Source organism: Micromonospora sp. CNZ322, from assembly GCF_007827755.1.
In genome coordinates, this window is sequence record NZ_VITD01000017.1 from 85,305 (window position 1) to 101,802 (window position 16,498).

15 protein-coding genes are annotated in these 16,498 nt (G+C 72.0%); 10 read left to right on the forward strand and 5 right to left on the reverse strand.

Translation table 11 applies throughout. The annotated features are described in order from the left end of the window. The first annotated feature begins 9 nt into the window (after positions 1–9). The 3 genes from FB453_RS29440 (at position 10) to FB453_RS29450 (ending at position 3,099) form a co-directional block, all read left to right on the forward strand. Positions 10–702: an endonuclease/exonuclease/phosphatase family protein gene (locus tag FB453_RS29440; protein ID WP_145795454.1), complete on the forward strand. Its 693-nt coding sequence runs from the start codon at positions 10–12 to the stop codon at positions 700–702. A 116-nt stretch (positions 703–818) separates the two neighbouring features. Then, the gene (locus tag FB453_RS29445; RefSeq protein ID WP_145795456.1) at positions 819–2,225 is read left to right on the forward strand and encodes an NAD(P)-binding domain-containing protein; all 1,407 of its coding nucleotides are present in this window, start codon (positions 819–821) and stop codon (positions 2,223–2,225) included. A 79-nt stretch (positions 2,226–2,304) separates the two neighbouring features. Continuing rightward, on the forward strand, positions 2,305–3,099 hold the full coding sequence (locus FB453_RS29450) for an alpha/beta hydrolase (RefSeq protein WP_091408054.1): 795 nt from the start codon (positions 2,305–2,307) through the stop codon (positions 3,097–3,099). 19 nt (positions 3,100–3,118) lie between these two features. Here the strand turns inward: FB453_RS29450 and FB453_RS29455 are convergent, their stop codons facing one another. Together FB453_RS29455 and FB453_RS29460 are read right to left on the reverse strand one after the other, a co-directional pair. Next, positions 3,119–4,615: a trehalose-6-phosphate synthase gene (locus tag FB453_RS29455; protein WP_486480519.1), complete on the reverse strand. Its 1,497-nt coding sequence runs from the start codon at positions 4,613–4,615 to the stop codon at positions 3,119–3,121. Positions 4,616–4,774: 159 nt separating this feature from the next. After that, positions 4,775–5,626 (reverse strand): DUF308 domain-containing protein, encoded by an 852-nt coding sequence (locus FB453_RS29460; RefSeq protein ID WP_145795460.1) that lies wholly within the window; start codon positions 5,624–5,626, stop codon positions 4,775–4,777. A gap of 322 nt (positions 5,627–5,948) precedes the next feature. Here FB453_RS29460 and FB453_RS29465 point away from each other — a divergent pair, with 322 nt between their 5' ends. Next, positions 5,949–6,641 carry a lysophospholipid acyltransferase family protein gene (locus FB453_RS29465; protein WP_145795462.1) on the forward strand — a complete coding sequence of 231 codons (693 nt, stop codon included), beginning with the start codon at positions 5,949–5,951 and terminating at the stop codon, positions 6,639–6,641. Positions 6,642–6,669: 28 nt separating this feature from the next. Here the strand turns inward: FB453_RS29465 and FB453_RS29470 are convergent, their stop codons facing one another. Then, the gene (locus FB453_RS29470) at positions 6,670–10,179 is read right to left on the reverse strand and encodes an adenylate/guanylate cyclase domain-containing protein (RefSeq protein ID WP_486480520.1); all 3,510 of its coding nucleotides are present in this window, start codon (positions 10,177–10,179) and stop codon (positions 6,670–6,672) included. 118 nt (positions 10,180–10,297) lie between these two features. On the opposite strand from FB453_RS29470, the gene FB453_RS29475 reads away from it, so the two are divergent. Further along, positions 10,298–10,555: a hypothetical protein gene (locus FB453_RS29475; protein ID WP_084597913.1), complete on the forward strand. Its 258-nt coding sequence runs from the start codon at positions 10,298–10,300 to the stop codon at positions 10,553–10,555. Between the two features lie 57 nt (positions 10,556–10,612). Here FB453_RS29475 and FB453_RS29480 read toward each other — a convergent pair whose 3' ends face one another. Further along, positions 10,613–11,833, reverse strand: coding sequence for an MFS transporter (locus FB453_RS29480; RefSeq protein ID WP_145795465.1), 1,221 nt, complete (start codon positions 11,831–11,833; stop codon positions 10,613–10,615). Between the two features lie 212 nt (positions 11,834–12,045). Between FB453_RS29480 and FB453_RS34485 the strand changes: the two genes are divergently transcribed. After that, positions 12,046–12,195, forward strand: a complete 150-nt coding sequence (locus FB453_RS34485) for a hypothetical protein (protein WP_186718629.1) — start codon at positions 12,046–12,048, stop codon at positions 12,193–12,195. Positions 12,196–12,346: 151 nt separating this feature from the next. On the opposite strand, the gene FB453_RS29490 is transcribed toward FB453_RS34485, so the two are convergent. After that, positions 12,347–13,039, reverse strand: coding sequence for a Crp/Fnr family transcriptional regulator (locus tag FB453_RS29490; RefSeq protein ID WP_091407574.1), 693 nt, complete (start codon positions 13,037–13,039; stop codon positions 12,347–12,349). A 269-nt stretch (positions 13,040–13,308) separates the two neighbouring features. Here FB453_RS29490 and FB453_RS29495 point away from each other — a divergent pair, with 269 nt between their 5' ends. The 4 genes from FB453_RS29495 to proC all read left to right on the forward strand — a co-directional run bounded on the left by FB453_RS29495 (position 13,309) and on the right by proC (position 16,469). Then, positions 13,309–13,806: a polyadenylate-specific 3'-exoribonuclease AS gene (locus FB453_RS29495; RefSeq protein WP_091407578.1), complete on the forward strand. Its 498-nt coding sequence runs from the start codon at positions 13,309–13,311 to the stop codon at positions 13,804–13,806. A gap of 78 nt (positions 13,807–13,884) precedes the next feature. After that, complete coding sequence (locus tag FB453_RS29500; protein WP_145795469.1) at positions 13,885–14,388, forward strand: pyridoxamine 5'-phosphate oxidase family protein; 504 nt, start codon at positions 13,885–13,887, stop codon at positions 14,386–14,388. 162 nt (positions 14,389–14,550) lie between these two features. Continuing rightward, entirely contained in the window at positions 14,551–15,579 is a 1,029-nt protein-coding gene (locus tag FB453_RS29505) for a 6-phosphofructokinase (protein ID WP_091408060.1), read from the forward strand. 71 nt (positions 15,580–15,650) lie between these two features. After that, positions 15,651–16,469 carry a pyrroline-5-carboxylate reductase gene (gene proC / locus FB453_RS29510; protein ID WP_145795471.1) on the forward strand — a complete coding sequence of 273 codons (819 nt, stop codon included), beginning with the start codon at positions 15,651–15,653 and terminating at the stop codon, positions 16,467–16,469. The last annotated feature ends 29 nt before the right edge of the window (positions 16,470–16,498 follow it).

Sequence of the window (16,498 nt, forward strand, 5' to 3'; positions counted from 1 at the left end):
CGGTCCGGGATGGGTGTGCCGCTGCGCGTGGTGTCGTACAACATCCACAGCCAGCGCGACGACACCGCCGCGCTGGCGGCGGTGGTTCGTGCCGCGACGCCGGACGTGGTGATCGTGCAGGAGGGGCCGCGCCGGTTCCGGTGGCGGCAGAAGTCCGCCACGTTGGCCGAGTCGTTCGGTCTGGTGGTGGCCGCCGGTGGGCTGCCCGCCCTGGGCAACCTGCTCCTGACCAGCCTGCGGGTCCAGGTGCTCGGCACCCGCTGCCAGCGCTTTCCGCTGACCCCCGGCCGGCACCTGCGCGGCGCCGCGTACGCCGACTGCCGGGTCGGTGACGCCCGGTTCACCCTCGCCGGCTCGCACCTGTCCACCGACCCGGCCGAGCGGCCCTCCCAGGCCACCGAGTTCAAACGTGGCCTGGACGCGGCGACCAGCCCGGTGCTGGCCGGGGCGGACCTCAACGAGGGTCCGGACGGCCCTGCCTGGGCCACAGTGTCGCGGGGGTTGACCGACGCGGCGGTGGCGGCCGACCGGGCCGAGCGGCTCACCTACTCCTGCGCCGACCCGCGCCGACGCATCGACGCGCTCTTCGTCGACTCGCGGATCACAGTGGTCGACTACGACGTGGTGGACACCCCGCAGACCCGCCGGGCCAGCGACCACTTCCCGGTCCTGGTCGACCTGCTGCTGCCCGCCACCGACTGACCCCCGACCCCGGCACGACCGTCGGCGCATCCGGTCCAGGACTGGACATCCGGCCCGGTTGTAGAGAGGATTTCGCGGCGACCGGCACGCCTGCCGTACCAAAGGAGATGTCCCCGGTGTCCACCTCCACCGACCACGGCCGGCCCGACCCGGAGGCGACCTCGCCCACGGCGAACAGCGACGGCCGCCCGGTCTCCGACCGGGGCGACACCGTCTGCGTCATCGGGGCCGGGGCCAGCGGCCTGACGGCCATCAAGAACCTGCGTGAGCACGGGTTCGGCGTGGACTGCTACGAGCGGGAGACGGGCGTCGGCGGCGCCTGGAACTGGCGGCACGACCGCAGCCCGGTGTACGCCAGCACCCACCTGATCTCGTCGAAGCCGTTCACCCAGTTCCCCGACTTCCCGATGCCGGACTCCTGGCCGGACTACCCGCACCACGGTCAGCTGCTGTCCTACTTCGAGCGGTACGCCGACCACTTCGACCTGCGTTCGCACATCTGGTTCGGCACCGAGGTGATCCGGGTCGAGCCCGTCGAGGGGGACCGGTGGGACGTGACCACCCGCTCCACCGGCGGGTACGGCCCCGAACGCACCGCCCGGTACGCCGCCGTGGTGATCGCCAACGGCCACAACTGGTCGCCGAAGCTGCCCCGCTACGAGGGCCTTGAGCAGTTCCGCGGCGAGATCATGCACGCCTCGTCCTACAAGGACCCGGCGCAGCTGCGCGGCAAGCGGGTGCTGGTGGTCGGTGCCGGCAACACCGGCTGCGACATCGCCGTCGAGGCCGCCCAGCAGGCGTCGCGCTGCTGGCACTCCACCCGCCGGGGCTACTGGTACGCGCCGAAGTACGTGCTCGGCCGCCCCGCCGACCAGGTCAACGACAGCCTGTTGGCGCTGCGGGTGCCGCTACGGGTGCGGCAGTGGCTCTACCACTGGACGCTGCGGCTGACCGTCGGCGACCTGACCCGCTTCGGGCTGCCCAAGCCCGACCACCGGGTGTACGAGACGCACCCGATCGCGAACAGTCAGCTCGTCTACTACGTGGGCCACGGGGCGATCGGCCCGGTGCCGGACGTCGCCCGGTTCCACCCGTACGCCGTGGAGTTGGCCGACGGCCGCGAGATCGACCCCGAGGTGGTCGTCTTCGCCACCGGTTACCTGCCGCGCTTCGAGTTCCTCGACGCGTCGGTGTTCGGCGACAGCGCGGGCGCCGGCCGGCCCACGCTGTGGCTCAACGCGTTCACCCCGGGGCATCCGACCCTGGCCGTCGCCGGCCTGCTGCAACCGGACTCCGGGCTGTTCACCCTGTCGCACTGGCAGACTGTGCTCTTCGCCCGGCTGCTCCAGGCCCGTCGGGACCGGCCGGAACGGGCCACGGCGTTCGCGCAGCGCGTGCGGGACCGGGCGGGGGAGCGGTACTCCGGGCCGGTCAAGGACAGCAGCCGGCACTGGTTCGAGGTCGGGCACGCCGACTATCTGCGCGCCATCCAACGCGCCCTGGTCGAGCTGGAGGGCAAGTGAGCGCGAGGAGTGAGCTTGCGAGCCCCGCAGTCGCGAACGAAAGGCTGGCACGGTGAGCGCGAGTAGTGAGCTGCGGATCATGCGGGGTCGGGAGTGGTCCCGGCCGGTCCGGCCGGCCCGGCGGGAGGTGCTCAGCGCGGTCCCCGAGCTGGAGGAGGGGCGTCCGCCGCTGCTGTTCGTACCCGGGTTCGGGCACGGCGCGTGGGCGTTCGCCGAGCACTGGTTGGGTCACGTGGCGTCGCGGGGGTTCCCGGCGTACGCGGTGAGCCTGCGTGGGCACGGTGGCAGCGAGCCGGCGCCGGAGGCGACGCTGCGGGCGTACGCCCACGACGTGGTCCAGGTGGCCGCGAGCCTGCCGCGGCAGGCGGTGCTGGTGGGGCACGGCGCCGGGGCCCTGGTGGTGGCACACGCGTTGGCCCGCTACCCGGCGCGGGGCGCGGTGCTGGTGGCGCCGGTCTTCGGCGGCTGGGGAGTGCTGGGCGCGGCGTTGCGCCGCAACCCCGCGGGCACGTTGCCGGCGGTGTTCGGCGGGCCGTTGCGGCTCAACCGGGGGCAGTTGTTCAGCCGCGAGTTGCCCGACGAGGAGGCCCGGCGGTATGTCGGACGCCTCGGACGGGCGGGTCGGCGGGCGCAGTGGGCGCTGCTGGGTGAGCCGGAGGCCGAGCCGGCCGTGGGCGCGCCCCCGGTGTTGGTGCTGGGCAGCCCGGACGACCGGGTGGTGCCGGCGTCGACGTTGACCCGGGTCGCCCGCCGGTACGGGTCGGCCCCGCTGCTCTTTCCCGGGATGGGCCACGACCTGATGCTGGACGCGCGGTGGGCGGAGCCGATCGACGCGATCCTGGACTGGCTGGAGAAGGAGCCGGTGGCGCACTGAGCGGCCAGGCCGCCGGCGGTCAGCCGCCGGCCTGGTGGACGGCCGGGCTGCCGGCCGGGGTGGCCGGCCGGGGCACCCGAGCGGCGCCGTCGGAGACGGTGTCGGTGCTGGTCAGGCGACTGATCAGGCCGCCGCCGTCGTCCAGGGCGCGCAGATAGGAGCGGGCCCAGGCCCGGATGTCGTGCTGGTGCAGGTGGGCGCGCATGGCCCGCATCCGCTGGGTGGTGTCGGCCGGGTCGGCCCGCAGCGCCTCACGCAGGCCCTGCTTGAGCCCTTCCAGGTCGTGCGGGTTGACCAGGTACGCCTGGGACAGCTCGGCGGCGGTGCCGGCGAACTCGCTGAGCAGCAGTGCGCCCGTGTCGTCGACCCGCGCAGCCACGTACTCCTTGGCGACCAGGTTCATTCCGTCGCGCAACGGGGTCACCGCCATCACGTCGGCGACCCGGTAGAGCGCTGCCAGTTCGGCCCGGTCGAAGGGCTGGGTGAGGTAGTGGATCGCTGGCTCACCGACCCGGCCGAACTCGCCGTTGATCCGGCCGACTTCGCGTTCGATGCGCTCGCGCAGGATCTGGTACTGGCCGACGCGTTCCCGGCTCGGCATGGCGACCTGCACCAGCACCGTGTCGCGGACCTTGACGTCGCCGCTGGCGAGCAACTCGCTGTACGCCTTGAGGCGCTGCTCGATCCCCTTGGTGTAGTCCATCCGGTCCACGCTGAGGACGACCTGCCGGGGATCGCCGAGGTCCTGACGGAGCCGGTGGGCCCGGGCGGCCACGTCCGGACGGTCGGCGAGCGCGGCCATCTCGGCGGTGTCGATGGAGACCGGGAAGGCGCCGATGCGGACGACCCGGTCGTCGATGCCGATCCGCCGGTCGGTGGCCGGCAGCTCCAGCACCCGGGTCACCAACTGGGCGAAGTTGTGCGCCGCCTGCACCCGCTGGAAGCCGACCAGGTCGGCGCCGAGCATGCCGCGCAACAACTCGGCCCGGCGGGGCAGTTGCATGAACAGCTCCGGCGGCGGGAACGGCACATGCAGGAAGAACCCGATGCGCAGGTCCGGGCGGAGCGCGCGCAGCAGGCCGGGGACCAGTTGCAGGTGGTAATCCTGTACCCAGACCACCCCGCCCGGCTCGGCCACCTCCGCGGTCGCCTCGGCGAAGCGCTGGTTGACCCGCTGGTACGCCTCCCACCAGCGGCGGTGGTGTTGCGGCTGCTCCACGGAGTCGTGGTAGAGCGGCCAGAGGGTGGCGTTGGCGAACCCCTCGTAGTGGTCGCGCAGGTCTTCCGGGCTGAGCGCGACGGTGTGCATCCGCACGCCGTCCACGTCCGGCAGGGCGGGGGCCGGACCGATGCCACCGGCCCAGCCGACCCAGGTCGCCGGTGTGTGCCGTAGGAGCGGGTGCAGTGCGCTGACCAACCCGCCCGGGCTGCGCCGCCACTCGCAGGCCCCGTCGGGGGCCTGATTGTCGTCGATGGGGAGGCGGTTGGCCACCACCACGAGAGAACTCTGTCGCATCTCGGGCATTCCGATCAGCAGAGGACTGACCGCCGCGAGCAAGGAAAAACCGGTCAGTCAGCGGGGGAAGTGACGTACAGCGGTATTCCTACTGACAGTAAGTTACACCACTGTTACGCCCATGGCGGGGCGCTGCTGTCCCGGGATGCGGGCCGACCCTCAGACGACGGCGCCGTTGTCCGGGTCGTCCTCGTCATCGTCGCCGGGGCGCAGCCGCCAGATCAGCGTGACGAAACCGGCCAGGATGCCGGTGAACCCGAACAGCGTCACCGCGGAGCGGTCGATCGGGAGCAGCCACGGGAAGAGGAACAGCACGAACCCGACGACCACCCCGAGCACGCCGATCACCGCGTACTTGCTGACCCGCGGCAGCGGTGGTGGTGGCGGCGGATGGTAACCCTCGTCGTCCTCGTCGTCGGGCAGGTCGGCGCCGAAGGTGTCCAACCCGTCCAGCAGCGACGGCTCGTCCGGTCGGGTGCCGCGCCCCACTGAGATCCCGGAGATGTCCGTCGCGGACGGCAGCCGGCGAACGTCGGTGGCGGTCGGACCGGGCTCGTCGGTGCCGGAGCGGGTCAGCGGCCCGGAGGTCGACTCGTCCCGGTTGTCCCGCTCGTCCACGTCCTCCGAGGCTGGCCACGGGTGGTCACCGGGCGTGGAGGTGGTGTGGAAGCCCGCCACGATCCGCGCCCACTCGGCGTCGATGTCCGGCTCGTCGCGAGCCGGTGGCTGCTCCGGAGCGGTCTCGTCGGCGAGCTGGGTCAGGTAGTCCCGGGCGGTGGTCAGGTGCGAGCGGTCGACGTAGAGCCGGTCGACCGGCCGGGCCGGCACGGTGGTGGTGCGGGTGACCGGGTTGAGGTCGGCGGAGGGCTGGAGGTAGGCGGCAATCCCGCCGGCGGCCAGCACGTCGAGCAGGTGTTCACCGACGCGCGGATCGACGTCGCCGACGACGGCATACTCGTTCGCGTCGAGCCCGTTGTCCCGCCGTCCCCGGCGGGCCCCACCCGCTGACACCCGGACATCCCCCTTAACGCGCCTTCCGGCGCGGCCACCGCTGCCCTTCGGCGCCCGTCCGCACGCCGTGCTCTGAATCGTGACACGTCAGGGCATGGTTCCGGGAGTGCGTTGTGTCGCGTCTTCCAAAGTCACGGCTGCTCCCGCAGGTCGCGGCGCGGCTCCTTTGTCCGTTCTTGCGCGACAAGTGCGATCTCGGTGATCGCGGCCGGCGATACCTCGGCCCCCGAACGTCGTCCGTTGTGGTGAGAGCGCTCGCTTCGTAGGCTCGTCGGCGACGACGGCTGGCGCTGTCGCGGGCACACCACGGGAAAGGACGCCGGTGCTCTACTGGCTGCTGAAGTACGTCATCCTCGGTCCGCTGCTCAAACTGATCTTCCGCCCGCAGGTGGAGGGCCTGCGCAACGTGCCGGCGACCGGCCCGGTGATCCTGGCGAGCAACCACCTTTCCTTCTCCGACTCGATCTTCACACCGTTGATCACCGCCCGGAAGGTCACCTTCGTCGCCAAGGCCGAGTACTTCACCGGCAAGGGGATCAAGGGCTGGCTGACCAAGATGTTCTTCGTCGGCACCGGCACGATTCCGGTGGACCGCTCCGGTGGCCGGGCCGCGCGCGCCGCCCTGGACACCCAGTTGCAGGTGCTGCGGGCCGGGGGAGTGGCCGGCATCTACCCCGAGGGCACCCGCTCCCCGGACGGGCGGCTCTATCGGGGCAAGACCGGGGTGGCCCGGCTCGCCCTGGAGAGCGGCGCGGTGGTGGTGCCCGTGGCCATGCTCAACGCCGACGAGATCCAGCCGCCGGGCAAGCTCATCCCCAAGATCGACCGGGTGAGGATCCGGTTCGGGACGCCGCTGGACTTCTCCCGCTACGCCGGGCTGGCCGGCGACCGGTTCGTCGAGCGCGCGGTCACCGACGAGATCATGTACGAGTTGATGGAGCTCTCCGGTCGGGAGTACGTGGACGTCTACGCCCAGAAGCTCAAGCAGCCCGTCCCGACGCCGCTGGCCGCCTGAGCCACCGCCGGGCCGGCCCGGTCGGCGGTCAGGGCAGGTGGAGCAGGGCGGGCGCGCGGTGACGGGTGGCGAAGTCGTGCAGGCGGGCGCGGGTCGCCGCAGCGGCGGGTGGGTCGGTCTCGGCCAGCGGGCCGATGGCCAGCGCCAGCGTGATGATCTCGTCGGTCACGTCGGTCATCCGGGCGTAGCTCGCCGCCGCCGAGCGCAGCAGGTTCGCCGCGGTCGAGGCGTCCCCGGCGTGCCGGGCCAACGTGGCGTCGGCGACCTGACCGGCCGCGTGAGCCCACGGAGTCATCCGGGGCGCCCGGTCGAGCAGTTGCCGGACCAGCCGGGCCGCGTCCGCGCCGAGCACCCCGGCGACGTGCCCGACGGCCGGCACCCACTCCGCGAACGGAATCATCCGGGTCCGTTGCCAGTCGTCGTCCAGCTCGGTGAGCAGCGCCATCGCCTCGTCGCGGCGGCCCTGCACCGCCCGGCAGAGGGCGGCGTGCGCCAGGGTGGAGCGCAGCACCCGGTGGAAACCGGTGCGCCGCGCCGCGACTAGCGCCTGCTCGACCAGATCCCCACCCGTTGCGGCCGGCCCCGCAGTTTCGTCGGGCCCGTCGGGTCCGACCAGCTCGGCTCCGGCCAGCCCGCGCATCCAACCCGAGACCGCCACGATGTGCAGGTCCCACTCGGCGGTCGGCCGTCGGGTCGACTCCGCCGCCATCGCCAGCGCCGCCGTCCAGTCACCCGCGTAGTACGACCGCGCCCACTGGTCGGCGAAGCTGGTGGCCAGGCTGTGCTCGCCGCCCAGGTCGAGGGTGAGCTGCTCGTCGACCAACCGGGCCGAGCCGGCCAGGTCGCCCTCCTCCTGCAACGCCCAGGCGAGGTTCTGCACCGCCCGGCGCCGACTGGTGAGTCGCTCCACCCGGCAGTGCTCGGTCACCTCCGCCAGCTCCGGGAACGCCTCGGCGGAGCCGGCCAGGTAGCGCGCCACGGCCAGGGTGATCCGCGCGTTGGCCTGGACCTCGCGCAGCTGGAGCCGCTCGGCGAGGGACTCCGCCGCCCGCGCCGCGGTGCACGCCGGTTCGGTCTCCGCGTTCAGCATGTGCACCCGGGCCAACTCCAGCAGGGCGCTCGCCTTCTCCTGACTGTCCGGTAGGTCGCTGTAGATGCCGATCGCCTGGTCCAGGAAGTGCAGGGTCGTCGAGCGGTCGGCGCGACTCCACGCGGCGGTGGCGAGCAGCGTCCAGGCGCGGGCCGCCCCCGTCCGGTCGCCGCTGGTGGTGAGCCGCTCGGCCAGCCGGGTCAGGGTGTCCGTGCCCCCCGCCACCAGGAAGGCGTCCCCGTCCCGATAGAACGCCAGCTCGGCGTCGAACAGCTCCAGCGCCGGGTCCGGCCCGACGTCCAGGGCCAGCGCCCGGCCGACCAGCGCGGCGGCGGTGTCCAGCGCGTGCAGCTCGTACGCCCGGCGGGCCGCCCGGTGCAGCGCGGCCCGCGCCGGCGGGGCGTAGGGGGCGGTGTCCAACCCGACGGTCCTGGCGATCTCGTGTGCCGCCCAGCGATGGTTGGCCAGCACCTCGGCCAGGTCGTACTGCCGGCCGTCGGTGAGCTGCGCCATCCAGTCGGCGGTGCGTTGGTGGCGCAGCACCCGCTCGGCCCTGGGCAGCCGCTGGTAGCAGACGTCGCGCACCAGGATGTGCCGGAACCGGTACTCGGGCTGGCCGGGCATCGTCGACGTGCTCTGCTCGTACACCAGGTCGCGACGTTGCAGGCGGTCCAGCGCGCGCTCCACCCACTCCACCGGACGCCCCAGCGCCATCGCCACCGGCGCGGCCCAGAACACCACGCCGACCACGGCGGCGGCCTGGAGCACCGCCCGGTCGGCCGGGTCCAGCAGGTCGAGCCGGTTGGCGATGACCGCCTGCACGGTGCGGGGCATCTCCGCGCCGCCGTCGAGGTCGAGGCGGGGTGTCGGACCGACCGCGTCGAGCAGGCCGCCGTCCAGCAGCATCCGGGCGTACTCCTGGGCGTAGAGCGGGTTGCCGTCGGCGAACTCGATCAGCGGGGTACGCGAGCTGGACGGCAGCGTCGCCTGGCCAAGGAGCAGCGAGTACAGCGTGTCGATGTCGGTGTCGTGCATCGGCGGCACCGAGATGGACATCGCGCCGCTGATCGTGCCGGTCCAGGCCGGGTTCCGTTCCCGCAGCTCCGGCCGGGCGGTCGCGACGACCAGCAGCGGTACGCCGCGTGCTGACGCGCCCAACTGCTCGACGAAGGCGAGCATCGCCTGGTCCGCCCAGTGCATGTCCTCGAAGACCAGCACGGTCGGGCCGGTGGCCGCCAGGGCGAGCAGGAACCGCCGCCAGGCGGCCTCGGTCTCGCCGGGGGTGAGCCGTTCACCGGGTACGCCGATCAGCGGCCCGAGCGCCTCGGCCAACCGGGTCGCGTGCGGGTCGGCGAGCTGCCCCAGCCGGGCCCGCAGCCGTTCGCGCAGCGCAAGTGGGTCGTCGACCTCCGGCACGCCCACCCAGGTCTTCACGATGTCCGACAGCGCGGCCCAGGTGACGTTCTCACCGAACGGCGGGCACTGCCCGACGAGCCAGGTGATCGGCGGGCCGGGCATGCTGCCGGCGTGCCGGGCCAGTTCGCGCAGCAGCCGGCTCTTGCCCACACCGGCCGGGCCGAACACCGTCACCAACTGGGAGGTCCGCTCGGTCACCATCCTGTGCAGCGCGTTGACCAGCAGGCCGCGCTCGTGTTCCCGGTCCACCATCGGGGTCAGTTCGGCGCCGCGCGGGTCCCGGTGTGGTCGCACCTGGACGGCCAGCCAGATCCGGCTCACCGCGGACCGGCCGCGCAGGGTGACCGGTGGCTGGTCGGCGTACTCCATCTCGTGTCGGGTGGCCGACCAGGTGCTCTCGTCGACGACGACACCGCCCGGAGGGGCGAACCCCTGTAGGCGGGAGGCCGTGTTGACCACATCTCCGGTCACGAAGGCCTGCCCACCGTCGCGGGTGGCGGAGAGGTCGACCAGGGCCTCGCCGGTCGCGATGCCGACCCGGAAGCTCAGCGGCGGCTGCGGACCGGCGGGCTGGCGAGCCAGGTTCCGTTGCAGCTCCAGGCCGGCGCGGACACACCGCAACGCGTCGTTGTCGGTGGCCACCGGCGCGCCGAACAGCGCCATCGCCGCGTCGCCGATGTACTTCTCGACCACCCCGCCGTACTGGTGCACGATCCGGCGCACCGTGGCGAAGTAGGTCTGCTGCAGACCGTGGGCCTGCTCCGGGTCGGCCCGCTCCGCGTAGCTGGTGAAGTCCACGATGTCGACGAAGAGCACGCTGACCTGACGCCGGTCCTCCTGCACCGCGACGGCGTGGTCCCGCAGCGGTTGACCGCAGCTGGTGCAGAAGTTGACCTCGGTGCTGTTGGCATGCCCGCAGTGCGCACAGTTGACCCCGAGCGGCTGGCCACACCCGCCGCAGAAGCGGTCGTCCGGCCCGGCCGCGCGTGCGCAGTGTCCACACTTGAGGTCGATGTTCAGCTCCGTGGGCAAGAGAGGTCAGTATCGCGGCCGGTCGGCCAGTCGGCTACCCGACGTGCGGACGGGCAACGGCATCGATCGGTCGGGGTTAGTGTTCCGTACCAGGAAGTTTCATGTCAGGGAGAGTGCCGTGCAGGTACGACTGTCCGCCTCGTGGACCGATCCGGGTGGCACGCTGTGGGCGCCGGGCGACACGATCGACGTCGATGCGGTCACTCTCGCCGAACTGGAGGAGCAGGGCATGGTGGAAGAGCCTGAGGGTCAGTCGGGCGGGTCGGGGGAGACCACGACCACCTCGTCGAGCACGTCCACGGCTGGTAAGCCGACCGATCCGAAGAAGATCGGGCCGGGGCCGGGTGCGCCGCCGGCCGACAGCACGGAGAACTGATCGTCCGGGTGCGGTCGGCGGGCCATCGGTCCACCGGCCGCACCCGTCTGTCCGGTCTCACCCGTTGGCCGCTGCGAACCTGCCCGGCGTCGGCAGACGTAGCCCCAGGGCCCGGGTGAGCAGGGGAGCGATCAGCCCCAGGGTGGCCAGCACACCCAACCCCGAGACGACCAGCACCCATCGTGGCCCGACCACCGCCAACAACGGTGCGCCGACGGCGTAGGCCAGTGCCTCCGCCGCGTACGGGAACATGTAGACGGTGCCGAACACCACGCCGAGCCGTTCGACCGGCACGTTCTGCTGGATGAGGGTGTCGACGGCGACGTTGTGCCAGCCCGCGCCGACACCGGCCACCGCCTGACCGGCTATGGCGAGCGCGATCACCGGGCTGAGGCCGGTGACCAGCGTTCCGGCGCCGAGCGCGAGCAACGCGCCGTAAAGGACCAGGTCCATCCGGATGCGTACGCCGGTTCTCGCCAGGCACATGGGACCGAGCACCATGCCGACGCCGTAGGCGGTGCCCAGCAAACCGATAGTGACCTCGGTGGCGCCCAGTTCGGCGCGTCCGAGAGGGACGATGGCGAGGTTGTCCAGCGCGGCGAACATCACCATCACCAGGAACCCGACCGAGACCGCACGGACGACGCTGTGCCCTCGGACCACCCCCAGCCCTTCGCGCAGCACCGTGTGCAGTGGCTCGGACCGGCGGGTCGCGACGGTCGTCGAGAGCGTCCGGACTCCGCCGATCAGCAACGCGGAGAGAACGAAGGTCGCCGCGTCCACGAGCAGCGTGACGGTCAGCCCGAGGGTCGCCAGCAGGAGGCCGCCGACGGCCGGCCCGGCAGCGAGCCCGATGTTGACGCCCGTCGCGAGTTGCGCGTTCGCCGCCGGCAGTTGCTCGCGATCGACCAGGCGGGGGAGCAGGCTGCGTCCGGCGGGAGTGAACGCGGTGGCGGCCGTAGTAGCCGCGGTGATCAGCGCCAACAGGACGGGCAGGGGCGGCGCGAGCAGCGCGACGGCGAGGTACGTCAACGCCTGGGCGGTGTCGCAACCGATCATCAGCCGGCGCTGGTCGAACCGGTCGGCCAGGGCACCGAGCAACGGTCCGAGCAGCCGGGGCACCGTCGATGCCAGCAGCAGCAGGGCGACCGCGCCGCCGCCGTGCCGGTCGTAGACAGCGATCAGCAGCGCCGTCCGGGCCAGCTGATCACCGGTGTACGACACCAGGCGCGCCGACCAGTACCGACGAAATGCGACATTGCCGCGGAGTAATGACATGACCGGTGGCTCCTCACTGCTGCGGGTATGTCGGCACGGGCCCTGGAACAGGGGCGGGCGCGGCAACCTTGTCAGCGCGGTGTGGAGGCCAACAACCGCTCTTCAGCCAGTGATTCATGTCGATTTGTCCTATTTCGTCCCACCGCTCTACGCCGTAGCGTCCTCGGCAAGACAGGCACGACAGGCACCACACAATCGACCAGGGGGACGACATGGCGACCACGACGACGACCACCACCACCGCGAGCGGCTGGGCCGGACCGGGCATCTGGGCCGGACCGGGTTTCTGGGCCGGACCGGGTTTCTGGGCCGGACCGGGCTACCAGTCGACCGCGGCCCGTTGGCCGGGCGCGACCCGCTGAGCCCCGCGCGCTGAACCGCGTGCACGGTGACGCCGGCTGCCACTGGCAGCCGGCGCAGCCGTGCGTACGGGTGGGGGAGTTGGTCGGCGACGGGTGACGGCCGTCCAGATCGAACGCTCGGCCGCCGACGAAACCGGGGCGGGCCGGTCGGTCAGCGGTCGGCCATGCCGGCGCGGCGGCGCAGCGCGGCCACGTCGGTCACCACGATGCGGCGGCCCTCGGTGCGCAGCCAGCCACGGCTGGCGAACGAGCCGATCGCCTGGTTGACGCTCTGCCGGGAACCACCGGCCATCTCGGCCAGTTGGCTCTGGTTGAGCTCGATCGTGATCATCGGTGCCTGGCTCTCGCCGGCCAACCGCACCAGCGTCTTGGCCACCCGACCGGGCAGGTCGAGGAAGACGTGGTCGGCGTTCTGCTCGGTGAGTCGGCGGATCAGCCCGCCCAGTGAGCGCATCACCGCGTCCAGGATGCGGGGGTTGGAGTGCACCAACTCCATGAACGCGCCCCGAGAGAGCGCGAGCGCCGCGCAGTCCTCGATGGCCTCCGCCGAGGCGGACCTGGTGGACGCGTCGAGCAGGGAGACCTCACCGAGCACGTCCGGTGGACGGATAACCGACAGCACGGCCCGCTCGCCGGTGGGTGCGGTGCGAAAGACCGCCACCGCGCCGCGGCGCAGCACGATCAGGGACTCGCCGGGGTCGTTCTCCACGAAGAGCAGTTGGCCCTTGCGATAGGTGCGCGGAACGGCGGCGGCGATGACACGCTGCCGCACCTCGGGCTCCAGCCCGGCGAACATCTCGACACCCGTGAGCGCGTCACCCGGCTCCGGCAGGCGAACCTCCACGGCCCAACCCCTCCCCCGGTCATGGACCACAACTCGCTCACCGGGCGAACCTGATGGGCCCCGACAAGGTGAACTGACACCGATTCGGCGTCCGGTAGCGGTACACATCAGATCATGACGGTCCGGTCGCTTGCTGTACACCCCTCGAAGCACTTCCGTGACCGTCACGAGCTGCGACGCGTCGTTCACGAGGTGTCGCCGTGGCTCGACGGGCCTCCGGACGGGCCCCGCCGGGCGCGGCCCTACGGCGGTGGGCGAGGATGCCCGGAATGGTCTACCGCTACTTCTACGACTGCGAGTTCATCGAGGACGGCACGACCGTCGACCTCGTCTCGATCGGTGTCGTCGACGAGTACGGCCGCGAGTTCTACGCGGTCTCCACCGAGTTCGACGACTCCCGCGCCGTGCCCTGGGTCCGACGCAACGTGCTGGACAAGCTCCCCTCCCCGGCGGACCGGGCCTGGCGCTCGCGTGAGCGCATCCGCGACGACCTGTACGACTTCCTGATGGAGCCGATTCGGGACCGGCCGGGGGAGCAGTTGGAATTGTGGGCCTGGTTCGCCGCGTACGACCACGTGGTGCTCGCCCAGCTCTGGGGTGCGATGCCGGCGCTGCCCCGGGAGATTCCCCGCTACACCAAGGAGCTGCGGCAGCTCTGGGACGACCGGGGCCGGCCGCCCCTGCCCGACGCGGACGCGGCCCGGCACGACGCTCTGGTCGATGCCCGGCACAATCTGGCCCGCTGGCGGGCGATGACCGCCCGCTGAGTGGTGGCCGCGCCGCCGTAGGTTTGACCGGTTCTGTCCCGGGCAACGGTTCGACCAGCCGAGCCGAGGGAGATTGCCATGAGCGACCAGCCGAGCAGCGCCGCGGAGGCACGCGCCCGGGTCACCGGCCTGGCCCGGGCCGCGCGGATCTGCATGCTCACCACGACTGCCCTGGACGGTCGGCAGGTGAGTCGACCGATGGGGCTCCAGGAGGCCGAGTTCGACGGCGAGCTGTGGTTCTTCGCCTACGCCGACTCGGCCAAGATCCGCCAGATCCGGGTGAACCCGGAGGTCAATGTCGCCTTCTCCGATCAGAAGCACAACGCGTGGGTGTCGATCTCCGGCACCGCCACCGAGGGGTTCGACCGGGCCCGGGCCGAGCAGTTGTGGAACCCGCTGCTCAAGGCGTGGTTCCCCGACGGGCTGGACACCTCCGGTCTCACGCTGATCAAGGTGCACGCCAGCTCGGCCGAGTACTGGGACTCGCCGAACAGCACTGTGGTGAACCTGCTCGACTACGCGAGGGCCGCGGTCACCGGCCGGCCACCGACGGCCGGCGAGAACCACGAGGTGACCTACTGACCGGGGGTGGGTGCCCGGGGCGCGCTGTCGTCGTACCGGCGGGCCGACTACAGTTCGCAGTGACGGCCCGCCCCGGGCCGGCAACGGCGCCGATGGTCTGACCTGACACATACCCTGGGGCATATCGGGCTTTACCTGATGCTCCAGGAGGATGAGCGGATCATGCGTATCGGCGTGCTCACCGGCGGCGGCGACTGCCCCGGTCTCAACGCGGTCATCCGGGCGGTGGTCCGCAAGGGCGTCGCCACTTACGGTCACGAGTTCGTGGGCTTCCGGGACGGCTGGAAGGGCCCGCTTGAGGGTCTGTCCCGCCCGCTGGACATCGCCGACGTTCGCGGCATCCTGCCCCGCGGCGGCACCATCCTCGGCTCGTCCCGTACCAACCCGTTCAAGATCGAGAACGGCGTCGAGCGGATCAAGGACAACCTTGCCGCCCAGGGCGTGGACGCGCTGATCGCGATCGGCGGCGAGGACACCCTCGGCGTGGCCACCAAGCTCTACGAGCTGGGCGTGCACGTCGTCGGCGTGCCGAAGACGATCGACAACGACCTCGGTGCCACCGACTACACCTTCGGCTTCGACACCGCGGTCAACATCGCGATGGAGGCCATCGACCGGCTGCACACCACCGCGGAGAGCCACCACCGCACCCTGGTCGTCGAGGTGATGGGCCGGCACGCCGGCTGGATCGCCCTGCACGCCGGTCTGGCCGGCGGCGCCAACGTGATCCTGCTGCCCGAGCGTCAGTTCGACGTCGACCAGGTGGCCGGCTACGTCGAGAAGCGCTTCCAGCACCAGTACGCCCCGATCGTCGTGGTCGCCGAGGGCGCCCAGCCGCTCGACGGCCAGATGGTCCTCGCCAACCAGGAGCTCGACTCGTTCGGCCACGTCCGCCTCGGTGGCATCGGCCAGTGGCTCGCCGAGCAACTGGAGGCCAAGACCGGCAAGGAGGCCCGCACCGTGGTGCTGGGCCACATCCAGCGCGGTGGCACCCCGACCGCCTTCGACCGGGTGCTCGCCACCCGCCTGGGCCTGCAGGCCATCGACGCCGTCAACGACGGCGACTGGGGCAAGATGGTCGCGATGCAGAGCACGGACATCGTCCGGGTGCCCCTGGCTGAGGCCACCCGCGAGCTGAAGACCGTGCCGCTGGAGCGGTACGCCGAGGCCGAGGTCTTCTTCGGCAGCTGATCGATCGTCGGCGGCGCGGCGGGCCTGCGGGTCCGCCGCGCCGCGACCAATTCGAGGGGGTACGGGCCGACATGTCCGCCGGAGTGCACACGGTCGCGGTGATCGGCGCGGGCAAGATCGGTGAGCTGATGCTCTCCGGGCTGCTGCGCTCGGGGTGGCCGGCGGACCGGCTGCTGGCCACCGCCCGCCGACCCGCTCGCGCCGAGGAGTTGACCGCCCGGTACGGCGTACGGATGGTCGACAACCTGACCGCGGTGGACGAGGCCGCGGTGCTCGCGGTCTCGGTCAAGCCGCAGGACGCCGCCGCGCTCCTCGACGAGATCGGCCCCAAGGTGCCGGCCGACAAGCTCGTCATCTCGCTCTGCGCCGGTCTGCCCACCAGCTTCTTCAGCCGCCGGTTGCCCGAGGGCACCCCGGTGGTGCGGGTGATGACCAACACCCCGGCGCTGGTCGACGAGGCGATGACCGCGATCTCCGCGGGCGAGCACGCCACCGGGGCGCACCTCACGCTGGCCGAGGAGATGTTCAAGCCGCTCGGCCAGACGATCCGGGTGCCCGAGTCGCAGCAGGACGCGGTCACCGCGCTCTCCGGCTCCGGCCCGGCCTACTTCTACCTTCTGGTCGAAGCCATGATCGACGCGGGGATCCTGCTCGGGCTGCCCCGTCAGGTGGCGCACGAGTTGATCGTGCAGACCGCGATCGGGTCGGCGGTGATGCTGCGCGACTCCGGCGAGCACCCGGTCAAGCTGCGCGAGGCGGTCACCTCGCCAGCCGGCACCACCATCTCCGCGATTCGTGAGCTGGAGAAGCACGGCGTACGCGCGGCGCTGCTCGCCGCGCTGGAGGCCGCCCGGGATCGCGCCCGCGAGCTGGCGGCACAGGCCGACTGAGCGGTCGGGGCGCGTCGCGGGGCCGTGCG